Annotated in this window: 13 protein-coding genes; 6 read left to right on the forward strand and 7 right to left on the reverse strand. The window is 71.9% G+C overall.

Annotated features, from left to right (window positions below; genetic code table 11):
- Positions 1-10: 10 nt before the first annotated feature.
- Positions 11-286: a 50S ribosomal protein L28 gene (rpmB, locus tag DPQ23_RS06060; protein WP_112873800.1), complete on the reverse strand. Its 276-nt coding sequence runs from the start codon at positions 284-286 to the stop codon at positions 11-13.
- Between the two features lie 223 nt (positions 287-509).
- On the opposite strand from rpmB, the gene meaB reads away from it, so the two are divergent.
- Together meaB and zapE are read left to right on the forward strand one after the other, a co-directional pair.
- Positions 510-1,481, forward strand: a complete 972-nt coding sequence (gene meaB, locus DPQ23_RS06065; RefSeq protein WP_170310762.1) for a methylmalonyl Co-A mutase-associated GTPase MeaB — start codon at positions 510-512, stop codon at positions 1,479-1,481.
- 52 nt (positions 1,482-1,533) lie between these two features.
- On the forward strand, positions 1,534-2,658 hold the full coding sequence (gene zapE / locus DPQ23_RS06070; protein WP_112873801.1) for a cell division protein ZapE: 1,125 nt from the start codon (positions 1,534-1,536) through the stop codon (positions 2,656-2,658).
- On the opposite strand, the gene DPQ23_RS06075 is transcribed toward zapE, so the two are convergent.
- From DPQ23_RS06075 to accD, 4 genes are all read right to left on the reverse strand, one after another.
- Positions 2,659-3,567: a Hint domain-containing protein gene (locus DPQ23_RS06075; protein ID WP_162630651.1), complete on the reverse strand. Its 909-nt coding sequence runs from the start codon at positions 3,565-3,567 to the stop codon at positions 2,659-2,661.
- Positions 3,568-3,739: 172 nt separating this feature from the next.
- On the reverse strand, positions 3,740-4,744 hold the full coding sequence (locus DPQ23_RS06080; protein WP_112873803.1) for a sensor histidine kinase: 1,005 nt from the start codon (positions 4,742-4,744) through the stop codon (positions 3,740-3,742).
- 84 nt (positions 4,745-4,828) lie between these two features.
- The gene (locus tag DPQ23_RS06085; RefSeq protein WP_240602527.1) at positions 4,829-6,052 is read right to left on the reverse strand and encodes a bifunctional folylpolyglutamate synthase/dihydrofolate synthase; all 1,224 of its coding nucleotides are present in this window, start codon (positions 6,050-6,052) and stop codon (positions 4,829-4,831) included.
- A gap of 61 nt (positions 6,053-6,113) precedes the next feature.
- A complete protein-coding gene (gene accD / locus DPQ23_RS06090; RefSeq protein ID WP_112873805.1) occupies positions 6,114-7,109 on the reverse strand; it encodes an acetyl-CoA carboxylase, carboxyltransferase subunit beta in 996 nt (331 codons plus the stop codon).
- Positions 7,110-7,200: 91 nt separating this feature from the next.
- Here accD and cls point away from each other — a divergent pair, with 91 nt between their 5' ends.
- From cls to DPQ23_RS06110, 4 genes are all read left to right on the forward strand, one after another.
- On the forward strand, positions 7,201-8,628 hold the full coding sequence (cls, locus tag DPQ23_RS06095; RefSeq protein WP_112873806.1) for a cardiolipin synthase: 1,428 nt from the start codon (positions 7,201-7,203) through the stop codon (positions 8,626-8,628).
- A gap of 202 nt (positions 8,629-8,830) precedes the next feature.
- Complete coding sequence (ilvD, locus tag DPQ23_RS06100; RefSeq protein ID WP_112873807.1) at positions 8,831-10,564, forward strand: dihydroxy-acid dehydratase; 1,734 nt, start codon at positions 8,831-8,833, stop codon at positions 10,562-10,564.
- Between the two features lie 10 nt (positions 10,565-10,574).
- Entirely contained in the window at positions 10,575-11,360 is a 786-nt protein-coding gene (locus DPQ23_RS06105) for a DUF6478 family protein (RefSeq protein ID WP_112873808.1), read from the forward strand.
- Positions 11,361-11,371: 11 nt separating this feature from the next.
- Positions 11,372-11,755, forward strand: a complete 384-nt coding sequence (locus DPQ23_RS06110; RefSeq protein ID WP_112873809.1) for a hypothetical protein — start codon at positions 11,372-11,374, stop codon at positions 11,753-11,755.
- Positions 11,756-11,813: 58 nt separating this feature from the next.
- Here the strand turns inward: DPQ23_RS06110 and der are convergent, their stop codons facing one another.
- Both der and DPQ23_RS06120 read right to left on the reverse strand, forming a co-directional pair.
- Positions 11,814-13,295, reverse strand: coding sequence for a ribosome biogenesis GTPase Der (der, locus tag DPQ23_RS06115; protein ID WP_112873810.1), 1,482 nt, complete (start codon positions 13,293-13,295; stop codon positions 11,814-11,816).
- Positions 13,295-14,653, reverse strand: coding sequence for a PQQ-like beta-propeller repeat protein (locus DPQ23_RS06120; protein ID WP_112873811.1), 1,359 nt, complete (start codon positions 14,651-14,653; stop codon positions 13,295-13,297). Before DPQ23_RS06120 ends, der begins: the two co-directional genes overlap by 1 nt.
- Between the last annotated feature and the right edge of the window lie 66 nt (positions 14,654-14,719).

A 14,719-nucleotide genomic window follows, 5' to 3' on the forward strand; every position in this document is an offset into this window, starting at 1 on the left:
GATCGGCGGATCAGGCCTTGGACAGCTCGCGCTTGATCTTCAGCGCGCGGACGGACAGCTCGTCGTCCTTGGCCTTGACCAGGAACGAATCCAGCCCGCCGCGATGGTCCACCGACCGCAGCGCCGCGGCTGAGATACGCAGCGAATAGGACTGGCCCAGCTTGTCCGACATCAGCGTGACATCGTTCAGGTTCGGCAGGAAACGCCGGCGGGTCTTGTTGTTGGCGTGGGACACGTTGTTGCCGGTCATCGGCCCCTTGCCGGTCAGTTCGCAGACGCGCGACATGATCTTGCTTCCTTCGTTTGCAGCGCCCGGCAGCCGGTGCGGGTCCGGGCCGGAAAATGAAAGGGCGCGTGCCAAGGCAGCGCCCGGAAATCCGTTGCGCGGGATTAGGAGGCCGCGCCCCTCGCGTCAAGCCCGAATCGCCCGGACCGGCCGCCCGGCCCGGCTTGGCAATCGCCGGCCCGCGTCTTACGACAGGCCGGCAGGAACCGACAGGACGGGCGCCGTGGACGACGAAACCCAGACCTTGGCCCGCCGGCTGGCCGCAGGCGACCGTCGCGCGCTGGCCCGGGCGATCACGCTGGTCGAAAGCACCCGGGCCGACCACCGCGCGCGGGCGGTGGCGCTGCTGGCCGCGCTGCCGCGGCGCCAGGCGCTGCGGATCGGGCTGTCGGGCACGCCGGGGGTGGGCAAGTCGACGTTCATCGAGGCCTTCGGCCTGATGCTGACCGGCCAGGGGCTGCGGGTCGCCGTGCTTGCGGTCGATCCCTCGTCGGCGCGGTCGGGCGGGTCCATCCTGGGCGACAAGACCCGCATGGAACGGCTGAGCCGCGACCCCAACGCCTTCATCCGCCCCTCTCCGTCGCGCGCCGAACTGGGCGGCGTCGCGCGGCGCACGCGCGAGACGATCCGGCTGGCCGAAGCGGCGGGCTTCGACGTGGTGCTGGTCGAGACGGTGGGCGTCGGGCAGTCGGAAACGCTGGTCGCCGACATGACAGACCTGTTCGTCCTGCTGCTGGCCCCGGCGGGCGGCGACGAATTGCAGGGGGTCAAGCGCGGCATCATGGAAATGGCCGACCTGATCCTGGTCAACAAGGCCGACGGCGACCTGCGCCCGGCGGCGCTGCGGACGGTCGCCGACTATGCGGGCGCGCTGCGCCTGCTGCGCCGCCGCCCGCAGGACTCCGACGGATTTCCCAAGGCGATGCCGGTGTCCGCCACCGAGGGCGACGGCCTGGCCCTGGCCTGGGACGAGATGCGCGCCCTGGCCGAATGGCGCCGCGCGCACGGTCATCTGGACCGCCGCCGCGCCGAGCAGGCCGAGCGGTGGTTCCTGTCCGAGGTCCGCGCCGGGCTGCTGGCCCGCCTGTCGCGCCCCGACATCGCCGCCCGGCTGTCCGACCTGGGCGCGCAGGTCGCCGCCGGCACGCTGGACCCCGTGGCCGGCGCGGCGGGGGTGCTCGCCTCGCTGGACTGAGCGGGGCAGAACGGGCTTGCGGCAGGCGGGGTTCTTTGGCACCCGTCCGCGCATGGACAGCCGCCCAGACGCAAGCCCCGGCCCCGTCACCGCCCTCTACGAGGCGCGGGTCGCGGCCGGCCAGCTCAGCCCCGACCCCGCGCAGCGCGCCATCCTGCCCGCACTGGACCGACTGGTCGCGGACCTGGCCGCGCCCGCGTCCCCTGGCCCGGCGGTCGGCTGGCTGGGCCGCATCCTGGGCGGCGGCACGGCCGCGCCCGACAGCCCCGGCCCGCGGGGCCTGTATCTGTGGGGTGGCGTCGGGCGGGGCAAGTCCATGCTGATGGATCTGGTGACCGAGGCCGCGCCGATCGCCGCCAAGCGCCGCGTCCATTTCCACGCCTTCATGCAAGAGGTGCAGGCCGGGCTGACCCTGGCCCGCCAGTCCGGGCAGGCCGACGCCGTGCGCCCCGTGGCCGAGGGCATCGCCGAGGCCACCCGGCTGCTTTGCTTTGACGAGATGCAGGTCACCGACATTGCCGACGCGATGATCGTGGGCCGGCTGTTCCAGATCCTGTTCGACAAGGGGGTGACGGTCGTCACCACCTCGAACCGGGTGCCCGAGGATCTTTACAATCATGGGCTGAACCGGCAGCTGTTCCTGCCGTTCATCGCGCTGATCCGGGACCGGATGGAGGTCGTCCAGCTCGACAGCGCCACCGACCACCGCCAGGACCGCCTGGCCGGGGGGCAGGTCTGGTTCGTGCCCGCCGACCCCATCGCACGCGCGGGCATCGATGCGCTGTGGGCCGAACTGACCGACTGCGCCGAACCCCAGCCCCTGCGGCTGGAGGTCAAGGGACGGATCGTCGAGCTGCCCGCGCATTGCGATCGGGTGGCGCGCGCCGGATTCTGGGACCTGTGCGGCAAGCCTCTGGGTCCGGCCGATTATCTGGCGCTGGCGCAGGCGCTGGACGTGCTGATGCTGGACGGCATTCCGCGGCTGGGATCGCAGAACTATGACGCGGCAAAGCGCTTTGTCGTTCTGGTGGACACGCTTTACGAGGCGCGGGTGCGCCTGATCGCGTCGGCCGCGGACGAGCCGGAACGCCTGTACATCGAGGGCGCGGGCAGCTTTGAGTTCGAGCGCACCGCAAGCCGCCTGCGCGAAATGCGCGGGGCGGCCTGGGGTCGCTGATCAGGCCGACAGACGGCGGGCGCGCAGCACGTCCTTGCGCCGGGCGAAGGGGCGCGCCGGGGTCATCGGGTTTTCCCCCCGCGCCAGCGCCGGAAACACGGCCGCAAGGTCCTGTCGCTGCGCCCTGGACAGGGCGCGCAGCGCCTGCGGGCCGGTATAAAGCGACTCGGCCGGTGCGCCCTCGGCCAGCAGCACGGCGTGCCCCGCCAGCGCGAGATGGCAGTAGGTGACCCCCCGCACGTCGGTCAGCACATCGGCCCCGGGCCGGGCGCATTCGGCCAGATGCCGGGCGGCGACCAGCACGCCCTGCCCCGCGTCCCCCTCGATGTGGCGCATCAGGATGCGGTGCTGGGGCGACACGGTCAGGTCGCGCAGCGGCAGCCCGTCGCTCAGCGCACCCGCCGCGATGCGGATCGGGCGCAGGTTCGGGGCCCTGTCCAGCGCCTCGGCGTCGAGGTGGCGCGACCCGGCCCAGACCACCGGCTGCGCGCCCGCATCCAGGGTCAGCACCAGGTCGCCCGCGCGGATCGTCTCGACCGCGCGGGGGCCGTCGGGCGTGGCGATCAGCGTGCCGGCCGCAAAGCAGATCGCCATCCCGCCGGGGTCCACAGGCCTGAAATTGTGCTTGAGCGGGCGCAGTGCCGGCCGCGCATCGTCGCCCGCCTGATAGCAGGTGCGGCCATACAGCGTCCCGGTCCTGAAGTTCCCCGTCTTGTCGCCCCGCCACAACGCGTCGTCGGCGCCGCCGTTGTGACCGATCACGCCGCCCGTGGCCGCCGCCCACTCCTTGGGAGAGATCAGGCCGTCCGCGTCGGCATCCGAGACGGTGATGGTGGTCGGGACCGAGTCCGACTGGACAATCCCGTCGACCACGCGGGTCATGTAGACTTGGGCGGTAATCGGCAACATTCGATCGCTCTCGCAGCGTCGCGGCGGCACCATGCCGCCCCGGACCTGCCTCAGCGAGTGCCCCGATTGCCATCGAAAAGCGATAGGACCGATAAATTGTTATATATTTACCATATGGTTAACGGGTTTTTCAGGATCGTGCCGCCGCCCTGCCCTGACCCTTGCGTGCCGTTCATCGCGGGTCCCACAGGACGCTGACGCTCGTGCCGCCCGTGCCGCTGTCGCGCCGCATCTGTCCGCCAAGCTGCCGGGCGAACGCATCGACCAGCAGGCTGCCGATGCCCTCCGCGCCGCCGCTGCCGGGACGCGCCGCGGCCTCGACGCCCACCCCGTCGTCGTCCACCGACAGGCACAGCCGTCCATCGGCCTGGCGGTCTAGCGCCACCGTCAGCCGCCCCTTGCGCCCGTCGGGAAAGGCGTATTTCAGGGCATTGGTCATCAGCTCGTTGACAAGCAGGCCCAGCGGCGCGGCCTGTGCCGTGGCCAGCATGACGGGCGCGATCCGGCATTCGATCCCGACCTGCCCCGGCCGCCCGATCGAATCGGCCACCGACGTGACCACCCGCGACAGATAGGGCGCGGCCTCCACCCGCTCGACCGCGGCCGTCAGGCTGAGGGCCCGGTACAGCGTGGTCACGGCCGCCAGCCTGGCCTGCAGACGGCCGATCGAGGCGCTGGCGGCGTCGTCCGGGTCCAGCCGCTGCGCCTCCATGCGGACGATGGAGCCGATCATCGCCAGCGTGTTCATGACGCGGTGGTTGACCTCGACCAGCAGCCGCTCGGCCCGCGCAAGCGCCTCGGCGCGCTCGACCTCGGCCTTGTGCTGGGCGGTGATGTCGCGAAACACCATGGCGACGTGGCCATCCGGCGAAATGGGCGTGGCGAAGATGTCGAACCAGCGGCCCAGCGCGTCGGAGCCGGCCTGAAAGCGGGCGGACCCGCCCGCCGCGACCGCGCTGTGAGTCGCGGACCAGTGCTCCTCCAGCCACGGGATCAGCTCGCGCGCGGTGCGGCCGGTGGCGTTCGCCAGCCCGGTCATCGTGTCGAACTGCGGGCTGGTGTCCAGAACGCGGCAATCGACCGCCCGGCCGTCCGCGTCGCGGATGATCTCGCACAGGCAATAGCCCTGGTCGAGGACCGTGAACAGCGTTTCAAAAAGCGCGGTTGTCCTGGCCATGATCCACGTATCCCGGGATGTCGCCGACAGTTACCGCGCCGCACCAGCCCTGCGCCAGCGCCGAACCGGGCCGGCCGGCAAGGATCAGCCGTTCTCGCGCAGCACCCGCCCGGCAAGGTAGAGCGAGCCGCAGATCAACAGCCGTGCGCCGGGATGGGCCGCGGCAAGCCGCGCCACCGCGTCCCCCACATCGGGCGCGGCGGTGGCGTCGATCCCGGCGGCGGCGGCGGCGGCCTGCGTCACCTCGGCCGGCAGCGTGTTGGCCTCGCCGGGGATCGGCACGGCGGTCAGGCTGGCGGCGACCGGGGCCAGCGCCTGCATGTAGCCGGCGACATCCTTGGTGTTCAGCATCCCGCAGACCAGATGCGTGGGCCGGCGCGGCATGGCGGCCAGCGTCGCGGCGACCGCCCGGCCGCCGGCCGGGTTGTGGCCGCCGTCCAGCCACAGGTCGCAGCCTTGGGCGGCGGCGGACTGCGCCAGCGGCCCGCGCGTCAGACGCTGCATCCGCGCGGGCCACTCGGCGCGGGTGACGGCCGCCGCGGCCTCGGCCTGGCCGAAGCCCAGTTCGCGCAGGCAGGCAAGGGCGGTGCCCGCGTTGTCGATCTGGTGCGGTCCGGGCAGCACCGGGCGCGGCAGGTCCAGCAGGCCGCGCTCGTCCTGAAAGACCAGCCCGCCGTCCTCGGCCGCGGCGGTCCAGTGCTGGCCCGCCACCGACAACCGGCAACCCAGCCGCGCCGCCCGCGCCTCGATCACGACCAGCGCGTCGTCCTGCTGGGGGCCGACGACGCAGGGGACGCCGCGTTTCAGGATGCCGGCCTTTTCGCCCGCGATCTCGGGCAGCGTCTCGCCCAGATACTGGGTGTGGTCGATGCTGACCGGGGTGATGGCGCACAGCCGGGGCCGGTCGATCACGTTGGTCGCGTCCAGCCGCCCGCCCAGGCCCACCTCCAGCAGCGTATAGTCGGCGGGCGTTCGGGCGAATGCGAGGAAAGCCGCCGCGGTCGTCACCTCGAAGAAGGTGATCGGCCGGCCGGCGTTCACCGCCTCGACCTCGGCCAGCGTCTCGGCCAGCATCGCGTCGGAAATCAGCGTGCCGGCCAGCCGGATGCGTTCGTTGAACCGGGCCAGGTGCGGCGAGGTGTAGGCATGGACCCGCAGCCCCGCCGATTCCAGCCCCGCGCGGATCATCGCCTGGGTCGAGCCCTTGCCGTTCGTCCCGGCGATGTGGATGACGGGCGGGACCGCGCGCTGCGGATCGCCCAGATCGGCCAGCAGCGCGACCATGCGGTCCAGCGACAGGTCGATCATCTTGGGATGCAGCGTGGTCAGCCGATCCAGGATCGCGTCGCTCGCGTCGGTCGTCGACACGTCAGGCCCGGGCAGCGGCGGACGCGGCCTTGGGGCGGTCGGGGGCGGCGGCCGGCTGATCGCCCGCCAGGGGGCCCGCGTCGGGTCCGGCATCCGGCAGCGCGGACGGGATCACGCCGGGCGCAGGCAAGTCGGCCACGACCGGAGCCGACTGGCGCATCAGCATCCGCAGGATGGTCACCAGCTCCTCGCGCAGCTTCTTGCGGTGGGTCACGCGGTCCAGCATCCCGTGCTCCAGCAGGTACTCGGCGCGCTGGAACCCCTCGGGCAGCTTTTCGCGGATCGTCTGCTCGATCACCCGGGGGCCGGCAAAGCAGATCAGGGCATTGGGTTCTGCGATCTGGACGTCGCCCAGCATGGCATAGCTGGCCGTCACGCCCCCGGTGGTCGGATGGGTCAGCACGACGATGTAGGGCAGCCGCGCCTCGCGCAGCATCTGCACGGCGACGGTGGTGCGGGGCATCTGCATCAGCGACAGGATGCCCTCCTGCATCCGCGCCCCGCCCGAGGCGGAAAACAGCACCAGCGGCCGCTTGAGCTCCACCGCCCGCTTTGCCGCGGCGATGATGGCGTTGCCGACATACATCCCCATCGACCCGGCCATGAAGTCGAAGTTCTGGGCGGCGGCGACGATGGGCGTGCGGCCCATCTCGCCCTCGACCACCAGCATCGCATCCTTTTCGCCGGACGCCTTCTGGGCGGCCTTCAGGCGCTCGGGGTATTTCTTCTGGTCCCTGAAGCCCAGCGGGTCCACCACCGGCTCGGGCACCTTGACCTCGGTGAAGACGCCGCCGTCGAACAGCGCGGTAAAGCGCGCGCGGGGCGTGATCGGCAGGTGATGGTCGCAGTTGCTGCAGACGTTCAGGTTGTCGGCCAGCTCGCGGTGAAACAGCATCGTCCCGCATTCGGGGCACTTGGTCCACAGGTTCTCGGGCACCTCGCGGCGCGAGAACAGCGAATTGATGCGCGGCCGGACATAGTTGGTGATCCAGTTCATCCTGCGGCCTTCCGCTGTTCCTGCCTCGACGGTCAGATAGGCCGGGGCGGGCCTGATTGCAATCGGCCGCCGGGCCTGTCCACATGCGCCCATGTGGACGCAGATCGGCGTATGGCTTCATGTCGTGCTGGGGCTGGCCTTCGGCATCCGGGTGCTGATGCGCCCGCGGCTGGAGCCGTCGGTCAGGCTGGCCTGGGTCCTGATGATCGAGGCGCTGCCGGTGATCGGCATCCTGGGCTATCTGTATTTCGGCGAGATCCGCATGAGCCGCGGCGAGCGCCAGCGCCGCGCCGACATCCGCGACCGGCTGCGCGGGCTGCGCGACCGCCGGCCCGCGCCGGTTGTCGATGCGCCGTCCTTTGCCGTGCCGGTTCTTGCGGCCAACCGCGCGGCGGGGGGCTTTGTCCCCGTGGGCGGCAACGCGTTCCACCTGCTGCCCGAGGACAACAGCGCCATGGACGAGCTGGTCGCCGCCATCGACGCGGCGGTCGATCACGTGCATCTGCTGTTCTACATCTGGCTGCCCGACGCGACGGGGGTCCGGGTGGCCGGTGCCGCCGCCCGCGCCGCAGCCCGCGGGGTCACGGTTCGGGTGCTGGTCGATGCGCTGGGGTCGCGCGGGCTGGTCCGCTCGCCCCACTGGGGCGCGATGCGGGCGGCGGGCGTGCTGTGTCACGTCGCGGGACCGATCCGCCTGCCCCTGGTTCAGGCGCTGATCCAGCGCGTCGATCTGCGCAACCACCGCAAGATCGTGGTGATCGACGACGCGACGGGCATGACCGGCAGCCGCAACTGCGCCAGCACGGCCTTTGCCGTGAAGCCCCGCTTCGCGCCGTGGATCGACGTCATGCTGCGGGTCCGGGGGCCGGTCGTGCGCCAGATGCAGGGCGTGTTCCTGCAAGACTGGATGAGCGCGACCGGCGAGGATCTGGGCGCCATGCTGACCCGCGATCCGCCGCACGCTGCGGGGCCCGCGATCGCGCAGGTGGTCGCCACCGGACCCGATGTGCGCCGCGGCTCGCTGGCCGACTGCATGGCGACGATGATCCACGCCGCGCGCTGGTCGGTCACGATCTCGACCCCCTATTACGTCCCCGACGCGGCGCTGGACGCGGCGATCCGGGGCGCGGCGCTGCGCGGGGTGCGGGTGACGCTGATCCTGCCGGCGCGCAACGATTCCCTTCTGGTCGGCGCGACCAGCGAGGGGTTCTTCGCGGGCCTTGCACAGGCCGGGGTCCGGCTGATGCTGTTCGGGCCGGGGCTGCTGCACGCCAAGATCATCACGGTGGATGGCTGCATGGCGATGGTGGGGTCGGCCAACCTCGACCGCCGCAGCTTCGAGCTGAACTACGAGATGAACATGATGATCCTGGACGCGGACGCCGTGGGCGAGCTGGACCGGCGGCAGGCCAGCTATGTCGCCCGCGCCCGCCCGCTGCGGCTGGGCGCGATCCAGCGCTGGTCGCCCTGGCGTCGGCTGCGCAACAACCTGCTGGCGCTGGCCGCGCCGCTGCTGTGACGCGCACCCCCCTGCCCGCGACGCGGGTCGCCTCGGCCACCGTCCGGTCGGGGCCGCCGCGCGGCGCGGCCTCGGCGGCTGACGCGCGAACTTGCCCGCGCCCGCGGCCCCTTGACGGCCGCCCCGCGCGCGGGCGCGCGATCGCACCCTTGCCCCCCTGCACGGGCGGGACTATTCCCCGTGCAAGCCAAGGGGGAACGCCATGCGGAACGCGCGCTTTGACAAGTCGAGACTGCCCAGCCGTCACGTGACCGAAGGGCCGTCGCGCGCCGCGCATCGCAGCTATCTCTATGCCATGGGCCTCAGCGAGGACGAGATCCACCAGCCCATCGTCGGCGTCGCCACCTGCTGGAACGAGGCCGCGCCCTGCAACATCGCCCTGAACCGTCAGGCGCAGTCCGCCAAGGCCGGCGTCAAGAAGGGCGGCGGCACGCCGCGCGAATTCACCACCATCACCGTCACCGACGGCATCGCCATGGGGCACGAGGGGATGCGGTCCAGCCTCGCGTCGCGCGACGCCATCGCGGACACGGTGGAACTGACCATGCGCGGGCATTGCTATGACGCGCTGGTCGGCCTGGCCGGGTGCGACAAGTCGCTGCCGGGCATGATGATGGCGATGGTGCGGCTGAACGTGCCCTCGGTCTTCGTCTACGGCGGCTCGATCCTGCCGGGCCGCTACAAGGGTCGCGACATCGTGGTCCAGGACATGTTCGAGGCGGCCGGCAAGCACGCCGCCGGGCTGATCTCGGACGAGGAACTGGCGATCATGGAAAAGCTGGCCTGCCCGTCGGCGGGGGCCTGCGGCGGGCAATACACCGCCAACACCATGGCCTGCGTGTCCGAGGCGATCGGGCTGGCGCTGCTGAACTCGTCCGGCGCGCCCGCGCCCTATGAAAGCCGTGACCAGTTCTGCGACGCCTCGGGCACGGCGGTCATGGACCTGCTGGCCCGCAACATCCGCGCCCGCGACATCGTCACCCGCAAAAGCCTGGAAAACGCGGCCCGCGTGGTCGCCTGCACCGGCGGGTCCACCAACGCGGGCCTTCACCTGCCCGCCATCGCGCACGAGGCGGGGATCGACTTCGACCTGTTCGACGTGTGCGACATCTTCCACGACACGCCCTATTTCGTGAACCTGCGGCCCGGCGGCGAATACGTCGCCAAGGACCTGTTCGAGGTGGGGGGCGTGCCCGTCGTGCTGAAGGAACTGGCCAGAGAGGGCCTGCTGCACCTGGACTGCATGACCGCGTCCGGCCGCACCCTGGGCGAGGAACTGGACACCATCACGGGCGAGCCGGACGGCAAGGTGATCCACCCCGTCGCAACCCCGATCACCAGGACCGGCGGCGTCGTGGGCCTGAAGGGCAACCTCGCCCCCGAGGGCGCGATCGTCAAGGTCGCGGGGATGAGCGAGGCCGATCAGGTCTTCACCGGCCCGGCGCTCGTCTTCGAATGCGAGGAGGACGCCTTCGAGGCCGTCCAGAACCGCCGCTACCGCGAAGGCTGCGTCTTCGTGATCCGCAACGAGGGTCCCGCGGGCGGGCCGGGCATGCGCGAGATGCTGGCCACCACCGCGGCGCTGTCGGGCCAGGGCATGGGGAAAAAGGTCGCGCTGATCACCGACGGGCGCTTTTCGGGCGCGACGCGCGGGTTCTGCGTGGGCCATGTCGGCCCCGAGGCCGCGCATGGCGGCCCGATCGCGCTGATCCGCGACGGCGACCTGATCACGCTGAACGCGCTGACGGGCGAGCTGTCGGTCGCCCTGACCGACGAGGAACTGGCCCGGCGCAAGGCCGAATGGGCCGGGCCGCGGCAGACCGACTACAACGCCGGGGCGCTGTGGAAATACGCCCGGCTGGTCGGATCGGCCCGCTACGGCGCCGTGACCCATCCGGGCGCCCGGGTCGAGACCCACGTCTATATGGATCAATAAGGACAGCGCGATGGCGGCGGACCTGCGCGGCTGGGCCAGACGTCGGACCCGTGCCCGCGCGGCGCGGCAATGGGCGGCGCTGGCCGCGTCCGGGGACGATCTGCCGCCGTCGCGCCTGCGCCCCCTGTCCGACGAGGCGCGCGCCCTGCGGCTGACTCTGGACCGATTCCTGGGCCGCAGCCTTGCGCAGATGGACCGCACGCGCATCGGCGCCGACGTGCCGGGGCTGCCTGCCGGCACCGACTGGCACTGGCGGCCCACGGTCCTGTCGGCCCCGCTCTCGCCCTCGGGCCATGCCGCGCCGGCCCACGGCACCCGGCTGGGGGGCGAGGCCGCCGTCTGGCACGATTGCCGCAATCGCGCGCTGATCCTGCGCCAGTCGGTCAACCGCGAGGCCGACGACCTGTCGCCCTTTGGCCTGCAACTGGAAACCATGGCGTTCACCGGCAGCTTCCTGTCGCTCTCGATCGATCTGCCGCAGGCGGCGCTGGACGGGCTGACGCGCAGCCACATCATCCGCCTGACCCCCAGGTTGAGCGTGGAACGCCCGATGAGCATCTATGCGCGGCTGAACGTGGGCCACGGTCCCAACACGGACGAGCTGTTGCGTCACATGGGCGACCTGACGCCCGGCCCCCCGCAGGATGCGGTGATCGAGTTCGACCTCTACTATGTCGAAATGAACGAGAAGCGGCTGCACAAGATCTGGCTGGACCTGATCTTCGAGGCGCCGCAGATGAACGCGGTGGTGCTGCGCGACCTGTTCCTGTCGCGCCACCTGCGCGCCGAGATCTGAAAGGACATCCGATGCGCGGCGACTTCACCTCGCTTGGCCTGAAATCCGGCGTGTGGGAAGGGGTCCTGACGGACGCCGACCGCCCGGGCCGGGTCGCGCTGGTCCTGCACGGGCGCACACTGGTCCAGGCGCAGGTGATCCCGGACGGCGAGGGACGCTTCCGCATCGCGGCCGCGTTGCCGGCGGGGTCCATGGCAGAGGGCGCGCAGACCTATCTGCTGATCGCCGACGACGGCGAGGGCGACGAGGGACCGCGGCCCGGCGCGACCCGCCTGGGGGCGATGCCCGTCATCGCGGGGGCGGCCCTGGACGAGGACCTTCGCGCCGAGATCGAACTGCTGCGGGCCGAGGTGGACCTGCTCAAACGCGAATTCCGCCGCCTGGCCACCGCCTGACTGGAACCGGCGGCCCCGCGGGCGCGACCGGCCCGGCCCCGGTCGGCGCGGCTGCCGCTCAGGCGCCCTTGGGGCGCTGACGCTCCTTGTGCTTGGCCAGCGCGCCGGTCTGGCGCTTGTTGGACCGGTCCTTGTAGGGGTTCTTGTCGCCCTGATCGCGAAAGGTGATGCGGATCGGCGTCCCCGGCATGTCGAAATCGGCCCGCAGCCCGTTGACCAGATAGCGGCGATAGCTTTCCGGGATCTGGTCCACGTGGGTCGCCATCACGACGAACGCCGGCGGGCGGGTCTTGACCTGCGTCATGTAGCGCAGGCGGATGCGCCGGCCGCCCGGCGCCGGCGGGGGATGGGCCTCGGTCATCGCGGTCAGCCACTGGTTCAGCCGCGCCGTGCCGATGCGGCGGTTCCAGACCTCGTGCGCCTTGAGGATCGCGTTGTGCAGCCGGTCCAGCCCCTTGCCGGTGCGCGCCGACACCGTGACCAGCGGCGCCCCCTTCAACTGCGGCAACAGCCGCTCGAACGCCTCGCGCAGCTCGTTCAGCTTGTGGGGCTTGTCGTCCTCCAGGTCCCACTTGTTCGCGGCGACCACCACGGCCCGCCCCTCGCTTTCGGCGAAATCGGCGATGCGCAGGTCCTGCTGCTCGAACGGGATGCCCACGTCCAGCAGCACGACCACCACTTCGGCAAAGCGCACGGCGCGCAGGCCGTCGGCGACGGACAGCTTTTCGACCTTGTCGTTGATCCGCGCCTTCTTGCGCATCCCCGCGGTGTCGAAGATCCGCATCGGCGTGCCCATGAAATCGGCCTGAACGCTGATCGAATCGCGGGTGATCCCGGCCTCGGGGCCGGTCAGCAGGCGGTCCTCGCCGATGATCTTGTTGATCAGGGTCGACTTGCCCGCGTTCGGCCGCCCGATCACCGCCAGTTGCAGCGGGCGCTGCGCGCTTGGGCGCCAGTCCTCGGCGCCCTCGCCGGACTCGGACTGCTCGTCGGTCAGGGCAACGTCGGTCTGGGGCGCGATGGGGGTCGGACGGTCGGATTCGACGATCTCGGCCAGCGGCAGCAGCGCGCGGTACAGATCCTCCATCCCCTCGCCGTGCTCTGCGGAAATCCGCAGCGGCTCGCCCAGGCCCAGCGCCCAGCCCTCGGTCGCGCCGGCCTCGCCCACGCGGCCCTCGGCCTTGTTGGCGGCCAGCACGACATGGCGCGCGCGCTTGCGCAGGATGTCGGCAAAATATTCGTCCGCGGCCGTCACGCCGACGCGGGCGTCGATGACGAACAGGCAGATGTCGGCCTCGTCCACGGCGCGCTCGGTCAGGCGGCGCATCCGGCCCTGCAGGCTGTCATCCTCGACCATCTCCAGGCCGGCCGAGTCGATGACGACAAAGCGCAAATCGCCCAGCCGGGCGTCGCCTTCGCGCAGGTCGCGCGTCACGCCCGGCTGGTCGTCGACCAGCGCCAGCCGCTTGCCGACAAGGCGGTTGAACAGGGTGGACTTGCCCACGTTGGGCCGCCCGACGATGGCGAGGGTGAAGGTCATCAGCGGTACGCGTGCAGGCGGCCGTCGCGGCCGGTGACATACAGGGTGCCGCCCGACACCACCGGGGCGCTTGCGGCCCCGCCGGGGATGGCGGCCTGCCCCACCAGCGCGCCCGACTGCGGGTCAAAGGCGCGCAACTGGCCGTCCGACGCGGCGACGAACAGCCGCCCCCCCGCCAGCACCGGACCGTAATGGACAAAGACCGCCTCTTGTCGGCGGACGCGGTCGGTCTTGAAATAGGGCAGGTCGATGGCAAAGATCCGCGCGCCCGTGGCGGCGTCCAGCCGGACCAGCTGCGCCTGGTCGTTGACGGCGAACACCGACCCGCCGGCCAGCAGCACGGGGCTGCTTGCGCCCTCGCGGTCCGACCACAGCTCGGCCCCGGTGGCGCGGTCGAAGGCGCTGATCCGCCCCGAGGACGAACCCGCCAGCACCACGTTGCCGGCGATCACCGGCTCTCCGGTCAGGTCGCGGATGAAGGCGATCGCGCGGCCCACGCGCGATCCCGCGACCTGCGCGCTCCAGCGGGTTTCGCCGGTGGCGGCGTCCACGGCCAGCAGCTGGCCCGACGCAAAGGGAAAGATCACCAGGTCGCCGTCCGCGGCGGGCGCCGCGACGCCCGTCACGCCAGAGGCGCCCGGGATGCCCGCCGCGGTCCACAGGACCTTGCCGTCGCTGGCGCGGACCGCCCATCCCGTACCGTTGCGGGCGGCGACATAGACGGTGCCGTTCGCAACCGCGGGCGCGCCGCCGATGGGCGCCTCAACCCGCTGGCGCCAGGCGACGCCCCCGGTCGCGTCGTCCAGCGCCACCAGCTCGCCATAGCCGGTCGTCGCGAACACCCGGCCCCCGTCGTGGGCCAGACCCCCGCCCGAGGCGCTGTCGCCCTGTTCGGCCGGCGGGGTCAGGTTCGCCGTCCAGGCCGTGCCGCCCGACAGGGCCGTCGCCGTGACGCGCGCCCGGCTGTCGAGGGTGAAGACGCGACCGCCCGCGACCACCGGATCGGCGGTGATGCGATGGCGCTTGCCCGACGGCTGGCCGATGGGCGCCGACCAGATCCGCTGCGTGCCTGCGCCCAGCGCCGCGTGGCCGATCAGATGCTGCGCGTTGCCGCCGCGCTGGGGCCATTCGAACGAGCGCGGCGCGGGCAGCGACAGCGCGGTCGAGGTGACGCCGCCCCCGGTGACGACCGCCGGCCCCTCGGGCGAGACGACGTCGCGCGGGCCGACCCGCGTGCCGGGCAGGATCAGTTCGCGCTCGGCGCAGGCGGACAGCGCCACCAGCACCGCCAGCGGCAGCAGCCCGCGCGCGCCAAGGCGCAGCGCTGGGGATCGGCGGATGGCAGTGGATCGCGACATCGGATGGCCTCGGGCTGGAAACGTCAGGGTCGGCGGACGGCGCGGGGTGGCGCCGGGGCGCGACCC

The sequence above is a fragment of the Paracoccus endophyticus genome, assembly GCF_003286075.1.
Classification (GTDB): domain Bacteria; phylum Pseudomonadota; class Alphaproteobacteria; order Rhodobacterales; family Rhodobacteraceae; genus Paracoccus; species Paracoccus endophyticus.